The sequence below is a fragment of the Synechococcus sp. CCY 9618 genome (assembly GCF_019038415.1).
Classification (GTDB): Bacteria; Cyanobacteriota; Cyanobacteriia; order PCC-6307; family Cyanobiaceae; genus Cyanobium.
Window position 1 is genome coordinate 1 of the sequence record NZ_JAFKRG010000009.1, and the last position, 25,926, is coordinate 25,926.

The 25,926-nt window shown below is 68.5% G+C and carries 20 protein-coding genes; 7 read left to right on the forward strand and 13 right to left on the reverse strand.

Going from position 1 to position 25,926, the window contains the following annotated elements:
- Positions 1-260 precede the first annotated feature (260 nt).
- Complete coding sequence (locus KUG41_RS01450; RefSeq protein ID WP_216900351.1) at positions 261-1,058, reverse strand: hypothetical protein; 798 nt, start codon at positions 1,056-1,058, stop codon at positions 261-263.
- Positions 1,059-1,271: 213 nt separating this feature from the next.
- Positions 1,272-2,243 carry an integron integrase gene (locus KUG41_RS01455; protein WP_216900353.1) on the reverse strand — a complete coding sequence of 324 codons (972 nt, stop codon included), beginning with the start codon at positions 2,241-2,243 and terminating at the stop codon, positions 1,272-1,274.
- Positions 2,244-2,328: 85 nt separating this feature from the next.
- On the opposite strand from KUG41_RS01455, the gene KUG41_RS01460 reads away from it, so the two are divergent.
- Positions 2,329-3,222, forward strand: a complete 894-nt coding sequence (locus KUG41_RS01460; protein ID WP_216900355.1) for a GNAT family N-acetyltransferase — start codon at positions 2,329-2,331, stop codon at positions 3,220-3,222.
- Positions 3,223-3,253: 31 nt separating this feature from the next.
- On the opposite strand, the gene KUG41_RS01465 is transcribed toward KUG41_RS01460, so the two are convergent.
- On the reverse strand, positions 3,254-3,778 hold the full coding sequence (locus tag KUG41_RS01465; RefSeq protein WP_216900357.1) for a type IV pilin-like G/H family protein: 525 nt from the start codon (positions 3,776-3,778) through the stop codon (positions 3,254-3,256).
- Between the two features lie 165 nt (positions 3,779-3,943).
- Here KUG41_RS01465 and KUG41_RS01470 point away from each other — a divergent pair, with 165 nt between their 5' ends.
- Positions 3,944-4,696: a phytochelatin synthase family protein gene (locus KUG41_RS01470; RefSeq protein ID WP_371734001.1), complete on the forward strand. Its 753-nt coding sequence runs from the start codon at positions 3,944-3,946 to the stop codon at positions 4,694-4,696.
- Here the strand turns inward: KUG41_RS01470 and KUG41_RS01475 are convergent.
- The 8 genes from KUG41_RS01475 to KUG41_RS01510 all read right to left on the reverse strand — a co-directional run bounded on the left by KUG41_RS01475 (position 4,629) and on the right by KUG41_RS01510 (position 15,804).
- Positions 4,629-5,711 (reverse strand): glycosyltransferase family 4 protein, encoded by a 1,083-nt coding sequence (locus KUG41_RS01475; protein ID WP_216900361.1) that lies wholly within the window; start codon positions 5,709-5,711, stop codon positions 4,629-4,631. The genes KUG41_RS01470 and KUG41_RS01475 overlap by 68 nt on opposite strands.
- A 16-nt stretch (positions 5,712-5,727) precedes the next feature.
- The gene (purF, locus tag KUG41_RS01480; RefSeq protein WP_216900363.1) at positions 5,728-7,233 is read right to left on the reverse strand and encodes an amidophosphoribosyltransferase; all 1,506 of its coding nucleotides are present in this window, start codon (positions 7,231-7,233) and stop codon (positions 5,728-5,730) included.
- A 37-nt stretch (positions 7,234-7,270) separates the two neighbouring features.
- Positions 7,271-9,646 carry a phosphoribosylformylglycinamidine synthase subunit PurL gene (gene purL / locus KUG41_RS01485; RefSeq protein ID WP_216900365.1) on the reverse strand — a complete coding sequence of 792 codons (2,376 nt, stop codon included), beginning with the start codon at positions 9,644-9,646 and terminating at the stop codon, positions 7,271-7,273.
- 28 nt (positions 9,647-9,674) lie between these two features.
- Positions 9,675-10,514 (reverse strand): RNA methyltransferase, encoded by an 840-nt coding sequence (locus KUG41_RS01490; RefSeq protein ID WP_216900367.1) that lies wholly within the window; start codon positions 10,512-10,514, stop codon positions 9,675-9,677.
- A 4-nt stretch (positions 10,515-10,518) separates the two neighbouring features.
- A complete protein-coding gene (dnaN, locus tag KUG41_RS01495) occupies positions 10,519-11,700 on the reverse strand; it encodes a DNA polymerase III subunit beta (protein ID WP_216900369.1) in 1,182 nt (393 codons plus the stop codon).
- A 366-nt stretch (positions 11,701-12,066) separates the two neighbouring features.
- Entirely contained in the window at positions 12,067-13,125 is a 1,059-nt protein-coding gene (gene thrC / locus KUG41_RS01500; protein WP_216900858.1) for a threonine synthase, read from the reverse strand.
- 94 nt (positions 13,126-13,219) lie between these two features.
- Positions 13,220-13,828, reverse strand: coding sequence for an alpha/beta hydrolase (locus tag KUG41_RS01505; RefSeq protein ID WP_216900371.1), 609 nt, complete (start codon positions 13,826-13,828; stop codon positions 13,220-13,222).
- 35 nt (positions 13,829-13,863) lie between these two features.
- Positions 13,864-15,804, reverse strand: a complete 1,941-nt coding sequence (locus KUG41_RS01510; RefSeq protein WP_216900373.1) for an AarF/ABC1/UbiB kinase family protein — start codon at positions 15,802-15,804, stop codon at positions 13,864-13,866.
- 104 nt (positions 15,805-15,908) lie between these two features.
- Here KUG41_RS01510 and recN point away from each other — a divergent pair, with 104 nt between their 5' ends.
- From recN to KUG41_RS01525, 3 genes are all read left to right on the forward strand, one after another.
- Positions 15,909-17,627, forward strand: coding sequence for a DNA repair protein RecN (gene recN, locus KUG41_RS01515; RefSeq protein WP_216900375.1), 1,719 nt, complete (start codon positions 15,909-15,911; stop codon positions 17,625-17,627).
- A gap of 137 nt (positions 17,628-17,764) precedes the next feature.
- Positions 17,765-17,992: a hypothetical protein gene (locus KUG41_RS01520; RefSeq protein ID WP_216900377.1), complete on the forward strand. Its 228-nt coding sequence runs from the start codon at positions 17,765-17,767 to the stop codon at positions 17,990-17,992.
- Positions 17,993-18,108: 116 nt separating this feature from the next.
- Complete coding sequence (locus KUG41_RS01525) at positions 18,109-19,140, forward strand: magnesium transporter CorA family protein (RefSeq protein WP_216900379.1); 1,032 nt, start codon at positions 18,109-18,111, stop codon at positions 19,138-19,140.
- 33 nt (positions 19,141-19,173) lie between these two features.
- On the opposite strand, the gene KUG41_RS01530 is transcribed toward KUG41_RS01525, so the two are convergent.
- Positions 19,174-21,528, reverse strand: coding sequence for an HAD-IC family P-type ATPase (locus KUG41_RS01530; RefSeq protein ID WP_216900381.1), 2,355 nt, complete (start codon positions 21,526-21,528; stop codon positions 19,174-19,176).
- Between the two features lie 60 nt (positions 21,529-21,588).
- Here KUG41_RS01530 and KUG41_RS01535 point away from each other — a divergent pair, with 60 nt between their 5' ends.
- Positions 21,589-23,607 (forward strand): amylo-alpha-1,6-glucosidase, encoded by a 2,019-nt coding sequence (locus KUG41_RS01535; protein WP_216900383.1) that lies wholly within the window; start codon positions 21,589-21,591, stop codon positions 23,605-23,607.
- Here KUG41_RS01535 and KUG41_RS01540 read toward each other — a convergent pair.
- Positions 23,573-24,970, reverse strand: a complete 1,398-nt coding sequence (locus KUG41_RS01540; protein ID WP_216900385.1) for a glutamate decarboxylase — start codon at positions 24,968-24,970, stop codon at positions 23,573-23,575. The genes KUG41_RS01535 and KUG41_RS01540 overlap by 35 nt on opposite strands.
- A gap of 76 nt (positions 24,971-25,046) precedes the next feature.
- Between KUG41_RS01540 and budA the strand changes: the two genes are divergently transcribed.
- Positions 25,047-25,886: an acetolactate decarboxylase gene (gene budA, locus KUG41_RS01545; protein WP_216900387.1), complete on the forward strand. Its 840-nt coding sequence runs from the start codon at positions 25,047-25,049 to the stop codon at positions 25,884-25,886.
- Positions 25,887-25,926: the final 40 nt, after the last annotated feature.

The following is a 25,926-nucleotide window of genomic DNA, read 5'->3' on the forward strand; positions in this document are numbered from 1 at the left end:
CACATCATCCTCCATCTGCTGGTCCCAGTCCGTTGCGTCGAACGACTGGAACCAAGCCCGGAACTCGGCCCGCTTGGCCGGCGGCAGCTTCTGAACTTCAGCCTCAATCTCTTCAAGGGTGCTCATGAGTCCCATAATAGCTGAGTTCTCCGGCTGAGACGTGGCAACCACCTGATAGGCCTAACGCTCAAGATCAGCGGCGGGCAGTAGATGCATAGTTGAACACAAGATTCCAGTGTCCCGTCCGCTGCATCTTGGTGTTAGATTTCGCCCTTGGAAGCTTCATTAGATTTCGACAGGTCAGTCCGAATCATGGTGATCAGGCCTTCGAGACTTACAGAATATAGTACTGGCAGGTCAATGCCTGGAAAGTCACCAAAAGCTACGGAGCTAAATCTCCTCCACTCACTCAGCTTGTTATGAGCGGCTGAATAAAGTAGTATTCCAAATACTGTCGGCTTGATCATCGTGTATGGCAATGCCGTCTCCGAGTCAAGCTGGTGGTTATCCGTCTTATACTCAAAGAGCAGACCTTGTCTAAGCAGGATGTTTAAGTCGGTTTCAATCCGCAGATCAAGACGATCAACAAGCTCACGGGAGGCAAGCCAAAGTGATTTTCTGTTGAGCTCGCTACTTTGCCCAACATTGATTGGCTGCTCTTCAGCTCCAAATTGAAGATTCAGGCAGTGGTAGAGAATATAGTGAAGTCTGAGCTGTCTGGAGGAGAGTGATTTTACGACGTCTACAAATTGAATTACATCATCATCCTTGCCATCAATGGATCGTGAGGATGCAAGCAGACCTCCGAAATATTCAGCACATACCTCGTCATCTGTGAAGGCACCATTCCACATCACGTCACGTGTAACCCTTCTATTTGCTTGCTTTCCATCATTCTCATCGGAAATCTTCCGATAGGCCGTGGCGATTAGCCTGTCACGTCCTTTGGCGTAAACCTTCTTTATGTCCTCGCCTACTTCGGACAGAACCGGTCCAAAGACCTTTTGCAAAGCCCACTCACCTGGTAGAGCGATAGCAACATTCTTGTCTTCACGCATGATTATTCTGAGGTGTTGATGCTAATTCATGGAGTAAATCTAACGCTAATTGGACGGACCCTTTAAAACCTGTCCTACCGCGAGCCACAGCAGCTTAAGCCAGTTAAGGCATGGGTGTAGAAGACCTTGATCCACGGCCTGACAAGCAATGCCGGTCTAATCCATTCACAGGTGCCAAGACTTAGGCGGACCCGTATAAGACTGTTGGGTAGGCTACAGCAAGTCGGCCGGACTGCTGACGCCCAGGGGCCCGCAGTTCAGGACATGGGTGTAGATCATGGTTGTCTGCACATCCTGATGCCCCAGCAGTTCCTGGATCGTGCGGATGTCCTGGCCCCGCTCCAGCAGGTGGGTGGCAAACGAATGGCGGAAGGTGTGCGGTGTCGCCGGCTTGTTGATCCCCGCCGCCAGCACCGCCCGCCGCACAGCCTTCTGGATCAGGCTGGGATCGAGATGGTGCCGTCCCTGCTCTCCGCTGGCTGGATCGCGCCAGCGTTGCCGCTGCGGAAACACCCACTGCCAGCCCCATTCCGCGGCAGCGTTGGGGTACTTCCTTGCCAGCGCATGGGGCAGCGACACCCGGCCGCAGCCCTCGGCAAGATCCTGACGATGCACCTCCCGCACCGCAACCAGGTGTGCCTGCAACCCCTGGCCCACACCGTTGGGAAGCAGGGTGCGGCGATCCTTGCCGCCCTTGCCGTCGCGCACCGTCAGCTCATGCCGGTGGAAGTCGAGATCATGCACCCTCAGCCGGAGGGCTTCCATCAGCCGCAGGCCACTCCCGTAGAGCAACCCGGCCACCAGTCCCTCCACGCCGGCCAGCCGCTCCAGCACCGCCCTCACCTCCTGGGGCGTCAGCGCCACCGGCAGCCGCCGCCTGGTCCGCGCCCGCACCAGATCCTCCAGCGCCAGGTCGTGCCCCAGCAGCTCCCTGTACAGAAACAGCAGCGCCGCCAGCGCCTGGTTCTGGGTGGAGGCGCTCACCTTCCGCTCCACGGCCAGGTAACTCAGAAAGGCATTCACTTCGGTGCTTCCCATGGTCCGAGGGTGTCGCAGGCCGTGAAACCGCAGGAATCGCCGCAGCCACTGCTCGTAGGTGTTCACCGTGCGGCGGGCGTAATGGCGCACCTGCAGCTCCTCGCGGTAGCGCTGGATCAGGCCGGGGGCGTGGCTGGCGTCGGGCATGGCCTCGCTTGTAGGAGGGGTCTCCTCAGCCTTCCCCGCTGCAGCCTGTCCTCGGCGATGGCGTGAGCCGCCACAGCAGAACCCGATGCCTTCCTCCCTCACCATCCGCCGCCTGCAGAACGCCGACATCCCCACCGTGACCGGCTGGGCCCGGCAGGAGGGCTTCGCGCCGGGGGTGGGCGATGTGGCCATCTACCGCCAGACCGACCGCCAGGGGTTATGGGTGGGCTGGCTCGGCCGGGAGCCGGTGGGGTGCATCGCCGGCGTGCGCTACAACGCCGCCTACGGTTTCATCGGCCTGTTCCTGGTGGTGCCCTCCCAGCGGGGCAGGGGCTACGGCCGGCAGCTGTGGCAGCAGGCGCTGGCCCACCTGGCCGACGTGCCCTGCATCGGCCTGGAGGCCGCCCCCGATCGGATCGCCGACTACGCCGGCTGGGGCTTCGAACCCGCTTCCACCACCACCCGCTGGCAGCGGCCGGAGACCGCCGGCGGCCCGGCTCCCCCAGCCCCGCCACCGGCGCCGGCCGGGTCCACCTTCTGCCTGCTGGAGGGCAGGGCCATCCCGGCGGCGGCCGTGCAGCGCTTCGATGCCGAGCGGGAACCCTCGCCCCGGCCCCACTTCCTCCGCCCATGGCTGCGGCATCCGGCGGGAACGGTGCTGGCCCTGGTGGATCAAGAGGGCGCCTGCCGGGGCTTCGGCCGGGTGCGCCCGTGCCTCCTGCCCGACGGCGACGGCTGGCGCCTTGGCCCTCTGGTGGCCGACAGTCCCGCCGCCGTCCGGGCCCTGCTGGAGGGCCTGCTCCAGCGCCATCCCGGCACGGTGCTGATTGATGCCCCCGGCACCAATAGCCAGGCGGCCCAAGTGCTGGAGCCGCTGGGTTTCGTGCCCGTCTCCCGCACCCTGCGCATGTACCGGGGTCGAGCGCCGGCGGCGTCGCTGGAGGAGGTCTACGGCCTGGCCTGCCTGGAGCTGGGCTGATCGCCCGCCAGCCCATACGCCGGCTTGAACCTCACTCGTTGACGACGGACGCCTTCACTTCCAGGGAGACGTTGCCGCACCGGACAATCCGTCCCGTCGGGTTCGGCACCAGGCTGCCGACGACGAGCTGGGGGTCAGCGGGCCTGATCTGGCCGGTCTGGGTGTTCTGGCAGATGATCGTGGTGATCTTCGGCGTCTGATTCGGGGTGAGGAAGGTGGCTCCGACGTAGGCGTTCAGGGTGCCGACCTTGGGCGACCGGGCCGGAATCACGTAGCTGTAGGCCGCCTGCCGGGTGGTCCGCACGGCGTAGTTGTAGCTGGCGGGCATGACGATGCCGAAATCCCGCTGAATGTCGGGAACGGTGGCGCGGAAGCGCCCGTATTTCTGGTAGTAGGTGCGCTGGGCCTCGGCCATCTTCGCCACCGCGTTGAGGGCGGCGGTCTGCTCGCGGCTGACCTCGTCACGGGCAGCAGCGGCCGTGCCGGGGATGAGCGAGAGGCCCGCCAGGAGCGCCGCTGGGAGAAGAGCCGATCGCAGCGTCGGACAGACCGTCATGGGGAGTGGCTGGACTGGGCCCAGCCTCGCATCCGCAGCCGGGTTCGATGGGCATCAGACTCTCCGGCATCTTCGAGGCCTGCCTCAGCCATGGCCGCATCGCCTGGCCGCCCTCCCACCCCCCGTTCCCCGGCTCGCCCACGGCCGGCCCCCGTGGCCGCTCTGGTGGCGTTGGCGGCCCTCGTCCTGGCGCCCCCCCTGGTGCTGCCGCCCCTGGTCGCCGCTCCAGTGGCCCCGGTCAACGCCATCCCCCTGAGCGGCCCTCCCGGCCAGAGCCTCCTGATCCAGAGCACTGCCCGGGCCGACTACGGGCCCCTTGCCGAGCAGTTCCTCACCCAGGCGAACCTGGCCTACTGCGGGGTGGCCAGTGCCGTGATGGTGCTCAACAGCCTGGGGGTACCGGCCCCGGCGGCGGACGGCTACGGCTCCTACCGCTTCTGGACCCAGGAGAATTTTTTCGAGGCGGAGGCCGCCCGGCGGGTGATCAGCCCGGAGCTGGTGCGGCGTCAGGGCATGACCCTGGAGGAACTGGCCGGCCTGCTGACCAGCCATGGGCTGGTGGTGCAGCGGATCCACGGCGACCGGCTGAACCTGGAGGCCTTCCGCGCGCTGCTGCGCCGCAACCTGGCCGAGGGGGGCGACCGGCTGCTGGTGAACTACGCCCGCCGCTCCCTGGGCCAGGCCGGCGGCGGCCACATCTCACCCCTGGCGGCCTACCACGCCCCCAGCGACCGGGTGCTGATCCTGGACGTGGCCCGCTACCGCTACCCCTCGGTGTGGGTGCCCGCCGCCGATCTCTGGCAGGCCATGCGCACCACCGACACCACCTCGGGCCGCAGCCGCGGCCTGGTCACGATCCGGAAGGCCCCGTCGCCGGCACCGCCGCCAGGAACCGCTCCGCCACCCGGTCCCAGCTGAAGGGCTGCACGTGCTCACGGCCGAAGGCCCGGCAGCGGGCCTGAAGATCGGGGTCGCTGAGCAGTTTGTGAAGAGCACCCGCCAGGGCCGCCGGATCCCGGGGCGGCACCAGCAGCCCGGCCCGGCCATCGGGCACCACCTCGGGGATGGCGGTGGCGGTGGTGCTGACCACCGGCAGGCCGCTGGCCATGGCCTCAAGAAAGACGATGCCGAAGCCCTCCTGGATCGACGGCAGACAGAAGATGGCGCTGCGGCGGTACCAGGCCCGCACCTCCCCGTCGTCGGCCAGGGCCCCCAGCAGCCGCACCGCAGCCCCCAGCTGCAGCCGCTCCACCAGCGCCTGCAGGGCCCCGTGCTCCGGCCCATCACCGATCACCACCAGCCGGGCGCTGGGGAGGCGATCCACCACCTGGCGGAAGGCGCTGATCAGATCGGTCACCCGCTTGCGGGGGTACTGGCGGGCCACACACAGCACGGTGTGGGGCTCCCGGGCCCCGTCGTCGGCGCCGCCGGTCCACAGGGAGGGGTCGATGCCCTCCGGCACCAGCCGCAGCCGCTCGGCCGGCACCCCGTAGAGGGCCTCGATCCGCTCGCAGCAGTAGCGGCTGGTGGACAACACCCGCGGGGCCCGGCGGGCGTTGAGCCGCTCCAGCCGCGACAGGCCCCAGAGCATCAGCCGCGGCCAGCCGCGCTCGCACCGGGCCTCCTCGGCCAGCACCCCCTTGATGCAGCACACGTAGGGCACCGGACAGCGGTGCGCGACGCGGAAACCGTCGATGTCGAAGCCCACCACTAGGTCGTAGCGGCCCTCGGCGGTGGCCAGGCGCCGGGGCAGGCTGAGGTTGAACCAGAGGCGACGCAGCAGCAGGTTGCGGGGCCAGGCCCCCTGGGGCACCAGCCGCTCCACCTGGTGGCCCCGGGCCGCCAGGGCCGTCGCCAGCCCGCCGATGGCCGCCGCGGTGCCACTGCCCTCGGCCACGTCCTGCAGCCAGGAATCCAGAAAGGCGATGCGCATGGGCAGGCCCCGGGGCCTACACCCGGGCCGCCAGGCCGGTGGGCTCGAGCATCAGCTTGCTGGAGCGCACCTCCTCGTCCATCTCGATCGGGTACACGCCGTCGAAACAGGCGGTGCAGAAGTGGCTGGACTCGGCATGGGCCGCTTCCACCATGCCCGCCTTGCTGAGGTAGGCGAGGGAATCCACGCCCAGATGGCGCTCGATCTCCTCGAGGGTGAGGCGGGCGGCGATCAGGTGGTCCTGGGTGTCGGTGTCGATGCCGTAGAAGCAGGGATGGGTCACCGGTGGGGAGCTGATCCGCATGTGCACCTCGGTGGCCCCCGCATCCCGCAGGGCGGCCACCAGCTTGCGGCTGGTGGTGCCGCGCACGATCGAATCGTCGATCACCACCACCCGCTTGCCGGAGAGCACATCGGGCAGGGGGTTGAGCTTCACCCGGATGCCCGCCTCCCGCATCGCCTGGGTGGGCTGGATGAAGGTGCGGCCCACATAGCGGTTCTTGATCAGGCCGTCGGCGAAGGGGATGCCGCTGGTGTGGGAATAGCCGATCGCTGCCGGGATGCCCGAGTCGGGCACGCCGATGACGATGTCGGCTTCCACGGGGGTCTCACGGGCCAGCACCTCGCCGATGCGCACCCGGTAGCTGTAGAGGGATTCACCGAAGAAGCGGCTGTCGGGGCGCGCGAAGTAGATCATCTCGAACACGCACAGCTTCTCCGGCTGTTCGCTCCAGCGCTGGCGTTCAGGAATCGGATCGGCCTGGCGGAAGTGGATCAGTTCACCGGGCTGGACGTCATCGACGAAGCTGGCGCCGATGATGTCGAGGCCGCAGCTCTCGCTGCTGGCCACCCATTGGCCCTGCTCCGGTTCGCCCAGCAGGCCGAACACCAGGGGCCGGATGCCGTGGCCATCGCGCAGGGCGAAGAGGCCGTCCGGGGTGCCGATCACCAGGCTGAAGGCGCCGCGGCAGCGGGCCGCGGCGGTGCGGATCGCCGCGTTCCAGCCCAGGCCGGAATCCACCGCCTCCTGCAGGGCGAAGGCGATCAGCTCCGAATCGGTGGTGGAGGTGAACTCGCCGGCCAGGTGATCCAGGGAGGCGCGCAGCTCCGTGGCGTTGACCAGGTTGCCGTTGTGGGCCAGCGCCAGCGGCCCCAGGCGGGTCATCAGCACCACCGGCTGGGCGTTGCAGACCTTGCTGCTGCCGGTGGTGGAATAACGGTTGTGGCCGATGGCCAGCTGGCCGGGCATGCGCTCCAGCACGTCCTGATCGAACACCTGGCTGACCAGGCCCATGTCCTTGTGAAGGCGCACCTTGGCGTCGTCGAAGACGGCGATGCCGGCCGACTCCTGCCCCCGGTGCTGGAGGGCATAGAGCCCGAAATAGGTGAGGTTGGCCACCGCCTGGCCCGGGGCCAGCACCGCGAAGACGCCGCAGGCCTCCTCGGGCTTGTCGGGGCGGTCGTGATCGATGCTGGCGGTGCTCAGGACGCCGGGCTCATCGCAGGTGTCAGCGAGGGGCACGGGGCATCACACCATGGAAGAAGGTCATCCTCGCCCATTACCTGTCCGGTGGGGGCGCGGCTTTCCGCAACCGGCCGGGGATCGCCTGCTCGTAGGTGTGGCGGAGTTGCTCCAGCTCCAGGGCCAGCAGGGACTGACCGGCCCGGCTCACGCTGAGACGGGAATCCGCCACCACGGTGCCCAGGAGCTGGGCCGGCAGCGGTTCGCCGGCGGCCGCCGCCGCCTCCAGGGCCTGGCGCCAGGCCGCCTCCTGTGCGGGCGCCACGCTCACCAGCAGCCGGGCGCCGCCCTCGGCGAACAGCAGCCGGTCGGGGCGGCCGGCGCCGGCAGGGAGCTCCAGATGGGCCCCAAGGCCGGAGGCGATGCAGGCTTCGGCCAGCGCCACCGCCAGACCGCCATCGGAGAGGTCGTGGGCGGAGCGCACCAGGCCGGCGGCAATGGCCTGGCGCAGGAACCCCTGCACCCGCCCTTCCAGGGCCAGATCCACCCGGGGCGGCCGGCCCGTGAGCCAGCCGTGGACCACCTCCAGGTAGCTGCTGCCCGCCAGCCCCAGCCGCTCGTCGCCGTTCTCCTCCAGGGGCACCCCCAGCAGCCACACCCCATCCCCGGGTGCCCGCCAGGCCAGACCGGTGACATGGGCCAGATCGTGCACCAGCCCCACCATGCCCACCACCGGGGTGGGATGGATCGGCTGCATGCGGCCGTCCGGCAGACGGGTCTCGTTGTAGAGGGAGACGTTGCCGCCGGTGACCGGCGTGGCCAGGGCGCTGCAGCCCTCCGACAGGCCCCGGCAGGCCATGGCCAGCTGCCAGTAGCCGGTGGGGGTGTCGGGGGAGGGAAAGTTGAGGTTGTCGGTGACCGCCAGAGGTTCGGCGCCGGTGCAGGAGAGGTTGCGGGCCGCTTCGGCCACCGCCGCCATGGCGCCGCGCTCAGGATCCAGGGCCACCCAGCGGTTGGGGCAGTCGACCACCGCCGCCACGCCACGGGTCGCCGCCGCCATGGCCCCCGCCCCCTGCTGGGGCCGCAGCCGGATCACCGCCGCGTCGGCACCACCGGGCAGCACCACCGTGTTGGCCTGCACCTGGTGGTCGTACTGGCGGTAGACCCAGCGCTTGCTGGCGATGGTGGGGTCATCCAGCAGGCGCAGCAGCACCTCGCCCCAGCCCAGCACCCCCGCCGCCAGGGCCAGGCCCGCCCCATCGGCAGGCGGCAGCTGGTCTTCGCTCCAGTTCCAGTGCTCGCGGATGGCGGCCGGCGGCTCGGCCAGCAGCTCGTGGTGGTTCACAGGCGTGTCGTCCGCCAGGGCACTGGCGGGCACCTCGGCCGCCACCTGGCCGTGCTGCAGCACCCGCACCACGTTCTCCTGCAGCACCCGGCCCACCACCGCCGCCTGCAGGCCCCAGCGGCGGAAGCGGGCCATCAGGGGCTCCTCCCGGCCCGCCGCCACCACGAACAGCATCCGCTCCTGGGATTCCGACAGCAGAAATTCGTAAGCGCTCATCCCTGATTCCCGGGCAGGCACCCGGTCCAGGTCGAGTTCGATCCCCAGACCGCCCTTGGCCGCCATCTCCGAGCAGCTGCAGGTGAGGCCGGCGGCGCCCATGTCCTGAGCCGCCAGCACGTCACCGCTCTGGAAGGCCTCCAGGCAGGCCTCGATCAGTCCTTTCTCCAGAAACGGATCCCCCACCTGGACCGCGGGCCGGTCGTCGAGGGAGGCCTCGGTGAGCTCGGCGCTGGCGAAGCTCGCCCCTCCCATGCCGTCCCGGCCGGTGGTGCTGCCCACATAGACCACCGGATTGCCCACCCCCACCGCCCCGGAGCAGACGATGTCGTCGGTCTCCATCAGGCCCAGGGCCATGGCATTCACGAGGGGATTGCCGCCGTAGCTGGGATCGAAGGCCACCTCACCGCCGACGGTGGGCACGCCCACGCAGTTGCCGTAGTGGGCGATGCCGGCCACCACCCCCTCCATCAGACCCACGTTGCGCTGGTCCTCCAGGGGACCGAAGCGCAGGGCGTTGAGCAGGGCGATGGGGCGGGCCCCCATGGTGAAGATGTCCCGCAGGATGCCCCCCACCCCGGTGGCGGCCCCCTGGAAGGGCTCCACGGCGGAGGGGTGGTTGTGGCTCTCGATCTTGAAGGCGAGGCGCTGGCCCTCACCGAGATCCACCACGCCGGCGTTCTCGCCGGGCCCCACCAGGATCCGGGCTCCGGTGATGGGGAAATTCCGCAGCAGGGGCCTGGAGTTGCGGTAGCAGCAGTGCTCCGACCACATCACGCCGAACATGCCCAGCTCGGCCCGGTTGGGGGCCCGGCCGAGACGGCGCACGATCTCGTCGTAATCGCCCTGGCTCAGGCCCTCCTTGCGCAGGGCCTCGGGTACCGAGAACGACGGGGTCGGGGCAGAAACCACCGGAAGGCGCGGCAACGGCCCCCCAGTATCAGATCCAGGGGTCGTCCTGGTCGTGGGGCTCCCGGCCCCGGTAGCGGTCGCGGCGGGGGGCCTGCGGCTCCGGTGGGGGCTCCTGCGGTGGCTCACCGATGTCCTCCTCGGGCCAGTCCTCGAGCGGATCGGGCCCCTCCTCCTGCGGCTCGTAACGGCCCCGGCGGTCTTCCCGGTCCGGGTCCCGGTCCCGCTCGAGCCAGGGGGCCTCGTCCTGGAACGCCTCCGGCCAGGGAGGTTCCTCAAGCCAGCCCTCCAGCCGCTCCTCGACGCGGCCGCCCACCTGCTGCACCTGCTCCCTCCAGCGGCGGGAGCGGCGCAGAAACTGCTGCCGCACACTGGAGCGGGCCACCGGCAGATCGTCCAGTCCCTTCAGGGCGGTGAACACCCGTCCGGGCTGCTGGTCGACGATCCGCTCGGGGCTGAGCCGCCAGCGGCTGCTGCCCGGCAGCCGCGGATCGCTGCGGGCCACCAGGTAGTGGAGGATGCGGCCGCTGCGCAGCTCCACCGCCGCATCGGCCACCACCCCCAGGGGGATGTCGTCGGTCCCGGTCAGGGCCGCGTCGATCAGGGTGGGCAGGCGTTCGAGGGTGGTCGCGTCGGTTTCGGCCGGCTCCCCCTTGACGAACACCTCCTGCTCGCCGAGTCCCCGCAGCTGGTCGAGCCGCCAGACCAGCCGCCGCTGGGCGAAGGCCGAAGGGCGGCTGGCCCAGCCCAGCAGTCGGTGGACCGGCGGGTGCATCCAGGCCAGCACCCCGGCGCCCCGTTCGAGGCCCTGATCGCAGCGCACCTGCCGCCGCAGCAGATCGCTCAGCAGCAGCTGCTCGGGAAGGCTCACGACCTCAGCTGCTGCGGATCTGCACGGGCATCACCAGGTAGGTGAAGGGGTCATCCGCCTCCACCGGGGCGATCACGGCCGGGGTGGTGGGGGCGTTGCACTGCAGCACCACCCGGTCGGAGGCCATGGCCTTGAGGCCGTCGAGCAGATAACGGACATTGAAGGCGATCTCGATGGTCTCCCCCTCGATGACAGCCGCCAGGGATTCCGAGCCGCTGCCCACGTCCTGGGCGTCGGCCCGGATGGTCACCGTGCCGGGGGCGGGGTCGGCGCTGATCTTGACCACGTTGTTGTGCTGGTCGGCCAGCACCGCCACCCGCTCGAGGGCAGCGATGAAGGCCCGGCGGTCGAGCACCAGGCGCCGGCTGAAGGAGGGGGGGATCAGCTGCCGGTAGTTGGGGTAGGTGCCGTCGAGGCTGCGGCTGGTCAGCACCTGATCGGCGGAGAGAACCACCACCTGGCCCCGCTCGCAGAACAGGCTCAGCGGCTCCTGGGAAGCGCGGCTGGAGAGGATCCGCTCCAGCTCCCGCAGGGACCGGGCCGGCACCGTGACGGAAAAGCCATCCAAGCCATCCCCTTCGGCTTCACCGGCCTCCCCATCGGGGGTGGACCCGGATTCCACCGCGTGGGAGAGGCGCTGCACGGCCAGACGGTGGCCATCGGTGGCGGCGCACTCCAGACCCTCGCCGTCCAGGCGCAGGTGCACGCCGGTGAGGAGCTGCTTGTTCTCGTCCGGGCTGCTGGCGAACAGCGTGGCCCGCAGCCCCTTGACCAGGGCATCGGCATGGAAACGGATCGGCGTGCCGCTCTGGCTCAGGGGCAGGTCGGGGAAGTCGTCGGCGGGCATGCCGCGCATGCGGTAACTGCCCGAGAGATTGGTGAGCTCCACCTGCTCCTCCCCCTCCGGACAGCTGAGGCTGATGGGGCTGTCGGTGGCCAGGCGAGCCACGATCTCGCCGAACATCTTCGCCGGCAGGGTGATCGCGCCGCTGGTCTCGACGGCGGCCGGCACGCTGGTCTGGATGCCGAGGCTGAGGTCGAAGCCGGTGAGGCTGAGTCGGCCGGTGCCCGCATCGGCGGTGAGCAGCACGTTGGCCAGAACCGGATGGGTGGGCCGGCTGGCCACCGCACGGCTGACGAGCTGGAGACTGGCGCTGAGTTCAGCCTGGGAGCAGACCAGCTTCATGGCAGGTGCCGGGGATGCCGAGGCGGCGATCGGGAGGCCCCACGGTTTCACAGGGCGGGGTAAAGCGCAACGGGCGGGTCTCCCGACTGTTCAGAGGATCAAAAGGGTTTGTTGAAGGAAGAAAACAGCCCGTCGTCATAGGGGCGGGGGAAAACGGGTAAAGAGATCGACTTCCCTTGCCACCACAGGCATTCGTGGGACGATCCGTTGGGGAAATGGCGGCGGAACGACACGCTTTGGAGTGGTTTTCCCCTGATTCCCGGGCCTGGGGAAACCGGCGGCCCGATGGGGGGCTTCCCGCTCCCCGTTCTCTCCAGGCCGTGAGGGAGGAATGCCCCAGGATTTCCCCAGACGCTTCCGCGACCGTCAGAAGCCCATCACCTTCGCCACGGTGTCCGTTTCCGGGGCGATGCCGGTGTGGAAGTGGGCGTCGTTGTTCTCGATCGCCGTGGTGGGGTCCTTGAGGCCGTTGCCGGTGAGCACGCAGACCACCGTGGCACCGGCCGGCACCTCCTCCCGCCGCTTGATCAGCCCCGCCACCGACGCCGCGCTGGCCGGTTCACAGAACACCCCTTCCCCCTGGCCCAGGAGCTTGTAGGCCTCGATGATCTCCGCGTCGGTGACGGCCATGAAGTCGCCGTTGCTTTCCTTTCGCGCGTTGAGGGCGTTGTCCCGGTTCACCGGGTTGCCGATGCGGATCGCCGTGGCGATGGTGTCGGGCTGCTCCACTGTGTGGCCCAGCACCAGCGGGGCGGCACCGGCGGCCTGGAAGCCCATCATCCGGGGCAGCACGCTGCTGTGGCCGGCCTGGCGGTATTCCTTGAAGCCCATCCAGTAGGCGCTGATGTTGCCGGCGTTGCCCACCGGGATGCACAGCCAGTCGGGGGCCTCGCCGAGGGCATCCACCACTTCGAAGGCGGCTGTTTTCTGGCCCTGGAGCCTGTAGGGGTTGAGGGAATTGACCAGGGTGACCGGGTAACGCTCGGCCACGTCGCGCACGATCGCCAGGGCCCGGTCGAAGTTGCCCTGGACTGCCAGCACCTCGGCGCCGTAGAGCAGGGCCTGGGCCAGCTTCCCCTGGGCCACGTAGCCGTCGGGAATCAGCACGAAGGCGCGCATGCCGCCCCGTCGGGCATAGGCCGCCGCCGCCGCTGAGGTGTTGCCGGTGCTGGCGCAGATCACGGCCTCGGAGCCCGCCTCCTTGGCCTTGCTGACGGCCATGGTCATGCCCCGGTCCTTGAAGGAACCGGTGGGGTTGAGACCGTCGTACTTGAGAAACACCTTGACTCCCCGGCCCACCCGTTCAGCGATCACCGGGGCCGGGATCAGGGGGGTGGCTCCCTCCCGCAGGGTGATCACCGGGGTGGCGTCGGTGACGGGCAGCCAGGCGCGGTAGGCCTCGATCAGTCCCGGCCAGTCCTGCATGGTGGGCTGCCGGCCCAGACGCCGCAGGGCTCGAAGCAGGGGCACAGGGGACAGCGGCGAGGCTGACGTCAATGTAGGTCTCCGGTCCGGGGCGTCAGGGGGCGGGGGCGGTCGGGACCGGCTGGGCCGGTTCCGGTGCCGCCTGCGCATCATTCCCCCGCAGGCCGTCGAGGGGGGATTCGGAGAAGAAGCGCACCAGCTCGCCGATCGAGGAGGCCTTGGAGAGCAATCCCATCAGGGCCGGGATGCTCACCTCCAGCTCCCGGGTGGGGTAAGCCTTCAGGAAGGAGATCACCGAGAGGGCGCCCTTGTTCTGATACGTGCCGATCACCATGGCCGAGCGCAGAGCCGGCACACCCACCTCGGGGGCCTTGAGGGGAAACAGGATCCGGGCCAGCCGCGCCAGGATCGCCTCGCCGATGCGGGTGTTGAGCAGCCGGCTCATCAGCACGAGCGGCAGCCGCACCGATTCGTTCAGCAATCTGCTGACCTCCTTCGGGTTCTGACGGCTGAGGCTGATCACGTCACCCAGCAGACCCCTGGCCTCGCCGGTGGTGGCCAGGTGCTCCAGATCGGCGACCGGTATCGAGCGACGGAAGGCCCCGCTGGTGAAGACCAGGTTCTGGGTGGCGTACGCCGCCGGCGAGGACCAGCACAGGCCCAGGCCCAGGGCAGCGGCAACGAGCCTTCGCCGCTTGTTCACGGATGTCTCCCTTGAATGTGGCGACTCTAAGGACCTCAGGCCCCTGACACCCCTGCGGCCAGGCGCACCTCCGGGGCCACCAGCACGTCGCGCAGCAGGTGCACCACGCCCCTTTCGGCCAGGCCCCTGGCCACCTGCAGGCCCATGCGCCGCAGATCCGGCTCTCCCAGCACCCGGGGCAGGCGCCTGAGCAACAGGGAAGGTTCGAAGCCCGGCAGGTCCCGCAGGATGGCCACCAGCTGCTGGATGGGTTCCAGATCCAGCAGCGGCGGAGACTCCTGGCCGGCCGGCCGGCCCCGCAGCCCCGGGGGCAGGAGGCGGGTCGGCAGGCGCCGGCCGATCCGCAGAGTGGTGTTCCAGGCCAGGGAATCCATCTGCAGCACCAGGGCGTCCACCAGTTGCTGGCGCAGCAGACCGCCGTTGGGGGAGAAGAGGAAATCCAGCACCTGATCCAGCAGGCCGTCCAGGTCCAGCTGCTCCTGCAGGGAGGCGCTGGCCACCAGGCTCTCCAGCCGCTGCCAGCGGAACTCGTCGCCGTCGTAGAGCATCTCCCGCAGGCTGCGGCGCAGCTCCGGGTCGGGGTCTTCCATCAGCCGGCGGGCGAAGTAGGGGTAGGCGGCGCCGAGAATCTTGAAATCCGGGTCGACGCTCAGGGCGATCCCCTCAAGAGTCACCAGGGAGCGGATGATCAGGGCGTAATAGGGGGGCACCTGGAAAGGGAAGCGGTACATCACCCCGGAGAGGTCGTCGGTGACCGCCTTGAAATCCATCCGGCTCACCCCCATCTCCAGGGCCTGCCCGAAGACGTTCTCGAAGGCCGGCACGATCGGCTCCAGGTTCACTTCCTCCCCCAGGAAGCCCAGCTGCACGAAATCCTTCGAGAGGGCGCCGAAGTCGCGGTTGACCAGGTGCACCACCGCCTGGATCAGGCCCGTGCGCGCCTCCCGTGTCACCTCGCTCATCATGCCGAAATCCAGATAGGCCAGGCGGCCGTCTGGAAGGGCCAGCAGGTTGCCGGGGTGGGGATCGGCGTGGAAGAACCCATGCTCCAGCAGCTGCTGCAGGCTGCAGTTCACTCCGACCTCCACCATCTCGTTCGGGTCGATGCCGAGGGCGCGCACCGCTTCCAGGTTGGTGAGCTTGACGCCGTCGATCCACTCCATCGTCAGCACCCGGCGGCTGGTGGCCCGCCGATGGATCGCCGGCACGGCGATGCGGGGGTTGTGGCTGTGCAGGCGGGCGAAGGTCTCGGCGTTGGTGGCCTCGTTGATGTAATCCATCTCCTCGAACACCCGCTTGCCGAGCTCATCGATGAGCCCCACCAGATCGCTCTTGATCACGCCCACGTTCCGGTTGAGCCAGCCGGCGATGTTGCGGACGATGTAGAGATCGAGGGTGATCTGCTCTCGCAGGCCGGGCCGTTGCACCTTCACCGCCACGCGTTCGCCGCTCTTCAGCAGGCCGCGGTGCACCTGGCCGAGGGAGGCGGCGGAGATGGGCTCCTTCTCCAGGGAGGTGAAGATCGTGTCGATCGGGGCTCCCAGGTCCTCCTCGATGCAGGCCATGGCCAGGGAGCTGTCGAAGCCGGGCAGCTGGTCCTGCAACTGGGCCAGTTCCTCCAGCAGCACGGGGGGAATGATGTCCGGGCGGGTGGAGAGAGCCTGGCCCGCCTTGATGAAGGCGGGGCCGAGGGCGACGAGCAGTTCGGCGCATTCCCGGGCCCGTTCGCGGGCCCGGACCGGTGTGGCCAGCTGGCCGGTGAACCAGTCGAAGCTCACGCCGAGGAGATACAGGCTGATCGGGACCAGGGTCTGCCAGACCCTCCGGGCCAGGCGCGTCGGATGGCCGGCGTAGATGCGGGTGATGGCGGCCGGGTCGTAGCTGAGCAGGCCCGCGGCCTCGAGGAAGTCGCCCATCTCGACGCCGGGGTTCTGGCGCTTGGGAGTCAACGCAGGGGCTGGGGGGGAGGAGACCATGGCTGGGGAGCACCGCCGCAGCGCCGGCAGGCGGAACCCCCTTCTAAACGAAAGTCACAGCCGCTACGGTCGGGCCACGTACCGATCGCTCGCCGGAGGCCTGGGTGCTCACGGGTCTGCGCCTCGAGAACATCGCCCTGATCGAGCGCCTGGAACTGGCGTTCTCGGCCGGCTTCACCGTGCTCACCGGCGAGACCGGCGCCGGCAAGTCGATCCTGCTGGATGCCCTCGATGCCCTCCTCGGTGGTGCCCAGGGCAGCCAGGGGGCCCGGCTGCTGCGCCGCGGCAGCGAGCGGGGCCGGATCGAGGCCAGCTTCAGCCTGGTGCCGCCCTTGCTCAAGTGGCTGGAGCGGCAGGAGCTGGAGGCTGAGGAGGGGGAACTGTTGCTCAGCCGCGACTGGCGGCTGCAGGAGGGGCGCCTCACGAGCCGCCACCGGCTCAACGGGGTGGTGGTGAGCCGCGCCCAGGTGCTGGAGCTGCGGCCCCTGCTGCTGGATCTCACGGTGCAGGGCCAGACCCAGCAGCTGGGTCGGCCCGGGCAGCAGCGGCGCTGGCTGGATCGTTTCGCCGGAGACGATGTCACGTCGGCCCTCGAGGCCAGCCGTGCTGCCTGGCGACACTGGAAAGGGGCGGCCCAGGCTGTGGAGCAGGCCCTGGCTGAGCAGGAGAGTTTCGCCCGCGAACGGGGCCGTCAGGAGGAGCTGCTGGCCGATCTGGAGGCCGCCGGTCTCGAGGATCCCCAGGAACGGCAACGGCTGCAGGCCGAGCAGGACCGGCTGGCCCACGGGGTGCGGCTGCAGGAGGGGGTGATGGTCCTGATCAGCCGGCTGATGGAGGGCGTCGAGGGGGCACCGTCGGTGCTGGATCACCTGGCGGCCTGCGACCAGGAGCTCCAGACCATGGCCGGCCTGGACGGCAGCGTGGTGGAGCTGCACGGGGCCTGCGCCGATGCCATGGCCCGGCTGCACGACCTGTCCAGGGATCTGGATCGCTACGGATCGCTGCTGGAGAGCGACCCGGAGAGCCTGGCGGCCCTGCAGGAACGCATGGCCCAGCTCAAGGCGCTGGAGCGCCGCCATGGCCACGACCTCGCAGCGCTGATCACCCTGCGCGACCGGCTGCGGGAGCAGCTGGGGGAGTCGGGCTCCGGGACTGCCATGGCCTCTCTTCAGGCGGCAGAAGCCGCCGCCCGTCAGGCCCGCGATCGGGCCAATTCCCTGCTCACCCTGGCTCGCACCGCCGCCGCCGGCACGCTGGAGGAGGAGCTGATGGCGGCCCTGCGGCCCATGGGCCTGGCCAATGTGCGTTTCGCCGTGGCGCTCGCTGCGGCGGAACCCGGTGAGGAGGGGGCGGATGCGGTGCAGTTCCTGTTCTCGGCCAACCCGGGCCAGTCGCCGGCTCCCCTGGCGGAGGTGGCCTCAGGCGGCGAGATGAGCCGCTTCCTGCTGGCGCTGAAAACCTGCCTGGCCGCGGCTGATCCCCATGTCACCCTGCTGTTCGACGAGATCGACGCCGGGGTGAGCGGCAGGGTGAGCGGCGCCATGGCCCAGTTGTTGCGGCGGCTGGCGGAACGACGCCAGGTCTTCTGCGTCACCCACCAGCCCCTGGTGGCGGCGGCGGCCCAGCACCACTTCCGCGTCAGCAAGAGCGTGGAGGCGGGCCTCACCCACACACGAGTGTCCCACCTGCGGGACACTCGCGAACGCCAGGCCGAGCTGGCGGACCTGGCCGGCGGCGACAGCGGCGAGGCCCACAGCTACGCGGCCAGCCTGCTGAGTTCAGGAGCCGCGATCGACCCCGACAAGCTCGAGCGGGTGGCCTGAGGGCCCCACGGTTGAACTGTGGAGACGCGATGCCAGATCGGGAAACCGGCGCTGATGGGCGGGGATCCGGATCGATCGGGCCCACCCCAGGGGCGCCGCAGGAAAGAAGCTGGACGCAGAGAAATCATCGAGGGGCCATGGCCTTCAGCACCAACGATCCTCTCGTCGATGCCACCGCCGGTGCCGCTGCCGACCTCTCGGCTGCCGACGGTTGCCTGGGTCGCACCTGCCTGAAGTGGGGCCCGGACGGAAAACTCACAGCCTTCGATCTGCAGATGGTGATGCAGAAGTTGCGCCTGGTCGATCACCAGCTTGTCGGCCAGGAGGAGGGCGAGGATGCATCCGCCACCCTCCAGAACAACTGACCCGGAAGGCCGGAACTTGTTGGTTCAGGGTCGTGATAAGAGAATCGGTCCAAGAGATTGTGAATTGACGGCATATCCTCCCTACGCTTGAGGGTGACATACGATCAGGTTGACGCGTGCCCGGCTCCTGCTTTTATCAGATCGGCAACAACGGCCCCCCGAAGCGCGTTGGGACGGCAGAGGCGGCTGTGGCAGCAGCAGAAGTGAGTGGTTTCGCCTGGTTGCACTACAGCAAGGCAACAAAAGAGGAGTTGACAGGACTGGTGGGGTTGCTCGGTCTTAATTCTCTTTCGATCGAGGATTGCCTTGACGAGAATCAGATTCCCAAGATGGAAGACTTTCCAGGGAATACATTTATTCTTTTTAATGCCTTTGAATATGATCATGGTGTCTTGGAGGTTGGCGAAATTAACTTGTTCATCGGTGAGAACTTTTTGGTCAGTATCAGTCACATTAATTCACGGAAGCGACCCTATCTGGAGGGAATTCAGCGAATTGTTGAGAAGAATCTAGAAGCGGCAAGACAGGGTCCCTCCCAGGTCATGTACTTGATTCTGGATTTCGTCGTTGATCAGAAGTTTGTTGCTATTGAGGCACTTGAAGATGAGTTGGATGATGTGGAAGGAGCCCTGATCTCGGACCCGGCCAGCTTCAAGCCTGCCGAATTGATTCGGTTTCGACGTTATTTATTAGGACTGCGAAAGAGCCTGTTTCACGAACGTGAAATTCTCAGCAAGATATGTCGAAGAGACTGTCCATTCATATCAGAAGAGTCAATCTATCATTATCGTGACATTTACGATCACCTGGTCAGATTCTTTGAGCTGACTGAGTCGTATCGAGACATCGTTACCAGTTTGATGGAAATGTATCTTTCAATGTTGAATAATGAGATGGCAAGAGCTGCCAATGAAACCAATATTACCGTCAGACGTTTGACACTGATCACCACGATCTTTATGCCCATGACGCTGCTCGCCGGCATCGGTGGGATGTCCGAATGGTCGATGATCACTGGCCCCAGGAACTGGCGGATTTCCTATCCAGCATTCATGCTCGGCATGATCTTTGTGGGTTTCGCCAGTTATTTCTTCCTCAGCCGGCTGGATCGGAAGCGAACCGGCTCCAGGCGCCATAGGCCTCTTTGAAATGAGCACCTCAATACCCCCCCCCCTCAAGGTTCAGGTGAGTTGGCGGTTGAGTAGGCCGGCCAGCAGCAGGGCCACCGCCGTGGTGATCATCAGCGTGAGGATCTGGGCCGGCTGCAGGGGGGCCAGAGTCAGGACCTGCTGCAACCCTGGAATGGCCATCAGCAGCAGCCACAGCCCCAGGCCGATGCCGGCACCGGCGGCGGTGATGGGGCTGTGGGGATCACCGTTCAGCCACACCAGCCCACCGCCGCTGAGCAACAGCAGCGAAAACACCAGGCTGCGGCGTGATTCGGCGTCCGTGTCGGGCCAGAAGGCCAGCACCAGGGCGGCCACCATCACCACCGCTCCCTGGGTGAGCGAATGGCGCCAGGTGTCGGGACCGAACAGGGGAGCCTCCGGAGGGCGGGGCGGCTGCCGCATCAGGCCTGGCGAGGCCGGAAGCGCCTCGAACACCACCGTGCAGGCCGGATCGATCACCAGGTGCAGCAGGGCGATGTGCACCGGCAGCAGGATCAGGGCCTGGCCAGGCAGCAGCAGCGGCACCAGCCCGAGCGCCGCGATCGGCAGGTGGATCGCCAGCGTGTAGCCCAGCGCCCGGTGCAGGTTGGCATCGACGCGCCGGCCCAGTTCCAGGGCCTGCACCAGATCGCTGAAAGTGTCCTCGAGCAGCACCAGATCGGCGGATTCCCGGGCCACGGCGCTGCCGCGCTTGCCCATCGCCACGCCGATGTCGGCGGCCTTGAGGGCCGGGGCGTCATTGACGCCATCGCCGGTCATCGCCACCACTTCGCCGGAGGCCTGCAGGGCGCGCACCAGCTGCAGCTTCTGCTGGGGCATCACCCGGGCGAACACCGACACCTCAGAAATGGAGGCCGCCAGCGCCTGCGGTTCGATGGCTTCCAGCTCGTGGCCGGAGAGGACCGGACCCGCCGGCAGGCCGGCCTGATCGGCGATCGAGCGGGCCGTCACCGGGCTGTCTCCAGTGATCATCACCACGCGGACACCTGCCGCTCGTGCTGTGGCGATCGCTGCCGGCACATCCGCCCGCAGCGGGTCTGCCAGGGCCACAAAGCCCACCGGCTCGAAAAGGTAGCCGTGCACGTGTTCCGGCAGAGTGCCGCCGCTGGCGAGCGGTGGCCCCGTGTGCAGCGGCACGCCTTTGAGCCCGCGCGCCACTGCCAGCACCCGCAGCCCCCTGGCGGCGAGGCCATCGGCGGCGGCGAGCAGCGCGGCGCTCAGCTCCGCCTCCAGGTGGCACAGATCGGCGATCGCCTCCGGGGCTCCCTTGGCCGCCAGCTGCAAACCGCCGCCCGTGTCGCGCCAGAGGCGGGAGAACACCAGCAGGTCGCTCTGCAGCGGGTACTCGCGCTCCAGGGGCCAGTCGGGATGGAGGTGCTCGGTGCCATCGAGATGGTCGGCGGCCAGGCGCTGGATCGCCAGCTCCATCGCATCCACCGGATCGCCGCGGCTGGCCAGCACCGCCATCTCAACCACCGGATGAAAGGGTTCTTCGAGGGTCTCCCCTGCCTGCCATCTCTCCAGCTCCGGCCAGGTGAGCAGTTGCTGCACCGCCATGCGGTTTTCGGTGAGGGTGCCGGTCTTGTCGACGGCGAGCACGGTGGCGCTGCCGAGGCTCTCCACCGCCGCCGGCCAGCGGGCCAGCACGCCGATCCGGGCCAGGCGCAGGGCACCGAGGGCCAGGAACAGGGCCAGCACCACGGGAATCTCGTTGGGCAGCACCGCCAGGGCCAGGGCCAGGGCGGCGAGCAGGGCCTGGGGCCAGTTGCCGCTCATTCCTCCCTGGATCACGGCCAGCGCCGCGCACAGCCCCAGCGCCATCACGGTGAGGCGGGAGGTGAGGTGACGGGTCTGGCGCTGCAGGCGGGTCGGCGGCGGTTTCACGGTGGCGAGGCTCCTGCCGAGCTGGCCCAGTTCGGTGGCTTCGGCGATGGCCACCACCTCGGCCCAGCCGCGGCCACTGGCCACCAGCGAACCCGCCAGGATCCGCTCCCCAGGTGTGGAACGCTCGACTGGCAGGGATTCACCGGTGAGCAGGGACTCATCCAGCCACAACCCCACCGCCTCGCTGAGTGCGGCATCGGCCGCCACCCGATCGCCTTCCTCGAGGCGCAGCAGATCGCCCAGGCGCACCTGATCGGCCGGCAGTTCCAGCTCCTGGCCATCGCGGCGCACATGGGCGCGGGGCGCTGAGAGGCGGGCCAGCTCGGCCAGGGCGCGGTTGCTGCGCTGCTGCTGGACGGCATCGAGCAGGCTGATGCCCACCACGAACACCAGCAGGATCCCGCCATCGACCCACTCGCCGATCAGGCCGTAGATCACGGCGCAGGCCAGCAGCAGCAGGTTGGTGGGCTCCAGAAAGCTCATCGGGGCGCGGTCGTTGATTCCTCTCCTCAACCTGAGCCGTTCGCCACCACCAGGATGTCGATGACACCAAGCGCAACGTCCCCCCCGCCTGAGCCGGCCGTGGTGAGCTTCGGCAGCGAGATCTGCGGCGATCTCCGGCTGGCCCAGGAGCGCGAGTGGCTGGTCAGCAACGGCCTGGGCGGCTATGCCATGGGCACGGTGTCCGGGGCACCGAGCCGGAGCTATCACGGCCTGCTGATCGCGGCCCTGAATCCGCCGGTGGAGCGCACCCTGCTGGTGAGCCAGCTGGAGGCGTCGGTGCTGGGGGCCGACGGCAGCATGACGGCCCTTGGCCACCGCCAGATCGAGGCGTTCGCCCTGGAGGGCACCGTTCCCTGCTGGCGCTTCGCTGTGGCCGACGCCCTGGTGGAGAAACGGGTGTGGATGGTCCCGGGGGCCAACAGCACCTATGTGAGTCACCGGCTGGTGCGCGGCGCCGGCCCCCTCGAGCTCACGCTGACCGCCTTTGTGCAGCACCGCTCCCACCACGGTGGCGGGCGGCCGGTGCTGGCCCTGGAGCCGCTGGCTCGGGGTCTGCGGGTGCGGCCGGAGCAGGGGGAGCCGTTCGTCGTCGGCAGCGACCGGGGCCATTGGTGGCTGGAGGATCCGCCGGCCTGGGCCGAGGTGGGGCCCCTGACGGCCGAGGCCCAGCGGGGGCTGGCGAGCATGGCCGAGCACCTGCGGGTGGCCACGCTCCGCGTCACCCTCAGCGATCAAAACCCCTCCGTCACCGTCGTGGCCAGCACGGAGGAAACGCCGCCCCTCGATGGGGAGCGGGCCCTGGCGGAGCGCCGGGACCACGAAGGCGAGCTGCTGCGCTGCTGGCAGGCCGCCCAGCCCGAGCTGGCGCCGCTGGCGCCCGCCTGGATCCGTCAGCTGGTGCTCGCCGCCGATGCCTTCCTGGTGGAACGGCCGCAGACGGCTGCGATCGCGGGGGCTTCGCTGATCGCCGGCTACCCCTGGTTCAACGACTGGGGCCGCGACACCTTCATCAGCCTGGCCGGGCTCACTCTGGTGACGGGCCGTTGCGACCGGGCCGAGCGGATCCTGCGCACGTTTGCGGCCTGCGTCAGCCACGGGCTGGTGCCCAACAGCTTCCCCGATCGGGCCGATCAGCCCCTGGATCAGGGCTCCTACAACACGGTGGACGCCACGCTCTGGTTCTTCCAGGCGCTGGCGGAGCACAGGGCCGCCAGCGGCAGCGACGCCCTGGTCCGGGAGCTGTATCCCCTGCTGGAGGGGATCCTGGGCCAGCACCTGGCCGGCACCTGGTTCGGGATCCGCATGGACCCAGCCGATGGGCTGCTGTGCGCCGGGGCGGGGGAAACCCAGCTCACCTGGATGGATGCCAAGCCGGCGGATCGGGCCATCACCCCCCGCCACGGCAAGGCGGTGGAGGTGAATGCCCTGTGGGTGAACGCCCTGCGCTCCATGGCGGGCTTCGCCAGGCTGACGGGGGCTGATCCCAGCCGCTGGCGGGCCCTGGCCGATCGGGCCGCGGCGGGCTTTCAGCGTTTCTGGAACCCGCGGCGGGGCTGCTGTTTCGATGTCATCGACGGGCCCTCGGGCCGCCCCGATGCCAGCCTGCGGCCCAACCAGCTGCTGGCTCTGTCGCTGCCGGAGCCCCTGTTGGGCGAGGAGCAGGCCGCCTGCGTGCTGGAGCTCTGCGGCCAGCGGCTGCTCACCCGCCACGGGCTGCGCACCCTGGATCCGGCTGATCCGGCCTACCGAGGGGATTACGGCGGCGACGTGTGGCGGCGGGATGGGGCCTACCACCAGGGAACGGTGTGGGCCTGGTGGCTGGGGCCCTTCGCCCGGGCCCATTACCGGCTGCATGGCGATCGGCTGCAGGCGCTGTCATTCCTGGAGCCCATGGCCCTTCACCTGGGCGCAGCCGGGCTGGGCAGCATCAGCGAGATCTTCGACGGTGATGCCCCCCACACGCCACGGGGCTGCCCTGCCCAGGCCTGGTCGGTGGCCCAGGTGCTGGAGGCCTGGACGGTGATCAGTGGTGGAAGCCAGAGGCCTCCTCGCCCGTGAGCACGGCGTGGTCGGGGTGCTGTTCGAAGAAGTCCAGGGCCTGCCGGATGTTGTCCAGCAGCAGATCGGCCAGGTCGCGGCTGACGCCGTGGCGCACCAGGATGCGCTGCACGGTGAGGTGCTGGCAGTGGGCTGGCAGGGTGTAGGCCGGCACCTGCCAGCCCCGCACCCGCAGGCGATCGGCCAGGCTGAAGAGGTTGAAATTCACGGCGCTGTCCTCCCGGAGCGTCCAGCAGATCGCTGGAATGCCCGACTGATCGTCGCCGCCGTAGAGGATCTCGAACGGCCCCAGCCGGCCGATCGCTTCGGCCAGGTACCGGGCCGTGGCGTAGCAGGCGTCATGCACCTTGCGGTAGCCCTCCCGGCCCAGGCGCAGGAAGTTGTAGTACTGACACACCACCTGTCCTCCCGGCCGGGAGAAGTTGAGGGTGAGATCGCGCATGTTGCCGCCCAGGTAATTCACCCAGAACACCATTTCCTCCGGCAGATCGGAAGCCTGACGCCACAGCACCCAGCCCACCCCCAGGGGCGCCAGGCCGAACTTGTGGCCGGAGGCGTTGATCGAGCGCACCCGGGGCAGGCGGAAATCCCAGACCAGATCGGGGGCGCAGAAGGGCGCCAGGAAGCCGCCGCTGGCCGCATCCACATGGATGGGGATGTCCAGGCCGGTGGAGGCCTGAAGGTCATCGAGGGCCGCAGCGAGCTGCTGCACCGGCTCGTACTGGCCGGTGAAGGTGACCCCCAGGGTGGGCACCACGCCGATGGTGTTCTCATCGCACAAGGCGAGGGCCGTTTCGGGGGTGAGGAGCAGCCGATCCGCTTCCATCGGGATCTCGCGGTGCTCGATGTCCCAGTAGCGGGTGAACTTGTGCCAGCAGATCTGCACCGGCCCCGTCACCAGATTGGGTTTGTCGATCGGCAGGCCCTGCTGCCGGCGTCGGGCCTCCCAGCGGCGTTTCATCGCCAGGCCGCCGAGCATGGCGGCTTCGCTGGAGCCGGTGGTGGAGGCGCCGATGGCCTGATCGGTGGAGGGGGCCTGCCAGAGGTCGGCCAGCAGGTTGATGCAGCGGGCCTCGATCTCGGCGGTCTGGGGGTATTCGTCCTTGTCCTCGATGTTCTTGTCAATGCACAGATCCATCAGGTTGTGCACCTCCTCCTCCACCCAGGTCTGGCAGAAGGTGGCCAGGTTCTGGCGGGAATTGCCATCCAGCATCAGCTCGTCGCGCAGGGCGGCGAACACGGCGCGGGGATTGCTTTCCCCTTGAGGGAAATGGGCTTTCGGCAGGGTGCGGGAGAGATCGGAGGACGAATAGATGTCGTCCTCCAGGGAATGGCGGGTGGCCGGTCGTTCGTGCAGGCTCATCGATCGGAACGGCGGATACCACTGGGGTTGAGGCTAGGAGCGAGGCTGGGCCCGCGCCGCCCGTTCGCCCCCGCCCATGCCAGAGCTCCGCTGCGCCATCTCCCGCTCACTTCAGGACGCCCTGGAGGCACGCCGGGCCCGGACGGGGGAAACGCTCGATCACATCGTCATGGCGGCCCTGGCCGATGCCCTGCAGGTGGACCACGCCACCCTGTTCCAGATCTCCACCACCGGTGCCCTGGTGCAGGGGGTGACAGGGGAAGCGATCACCGTGGCCGAGCTGAGCCGGCACGGCGATTTCGGCCTCGGCACCTTTGCCGGCCTTGATGGCGAGATGGTGGTGCTGGACGGCGCCACTTACCGGGTGGGCGAGGACGGACCGGCGCTGGCTCCGGCGGACGCCCAGGTGCCGTTCGCGGTGATCACCCACTTCCTGCCCCAGCGCCAAGTGACCCTGGAAGCTGTGGCCAGCCTGGCCGATCTGCAGGCCCAGCTGGACCTGGAGCGCGGCAGCGACAACGAATTCTTCGCGGTGCGGATCGAGGGACGTTTCGAGGCGGTGCGCACCCGCACCGTGGGGCGGGCCGACAGCCCCACCGAGGGGCCCGCCACCCTGGTGGAGGCGGCCGCCGGTCAGACCCTGTTTGCCTTCGAGCAGGTGGAGGGGGTGCTGGTGGGCTTCTGGACCCCGACCTATCTCCAGACCGTCAACGTGGTGGGCTGGCACCTGCATTTCCTCTCGGCCGACCGCCGCGGCGGCGGCCACCTGCTGGCCTGCTCCGGCCGGAACCTGAAGGCGGCCCTCCAGCCCCTGGCCGACTTCCGCATGGCGATTCCGGAAACCCCCGCCTTCCTGCAGGCCGACCTCTCCTCCGACATGCGCCAGGCGCTGGAGCAGGCCGAGAAGCAGGGCTGAGCGGGCCGCCCTGGCGGCGCGGTCCATGATGGAGGCGGTA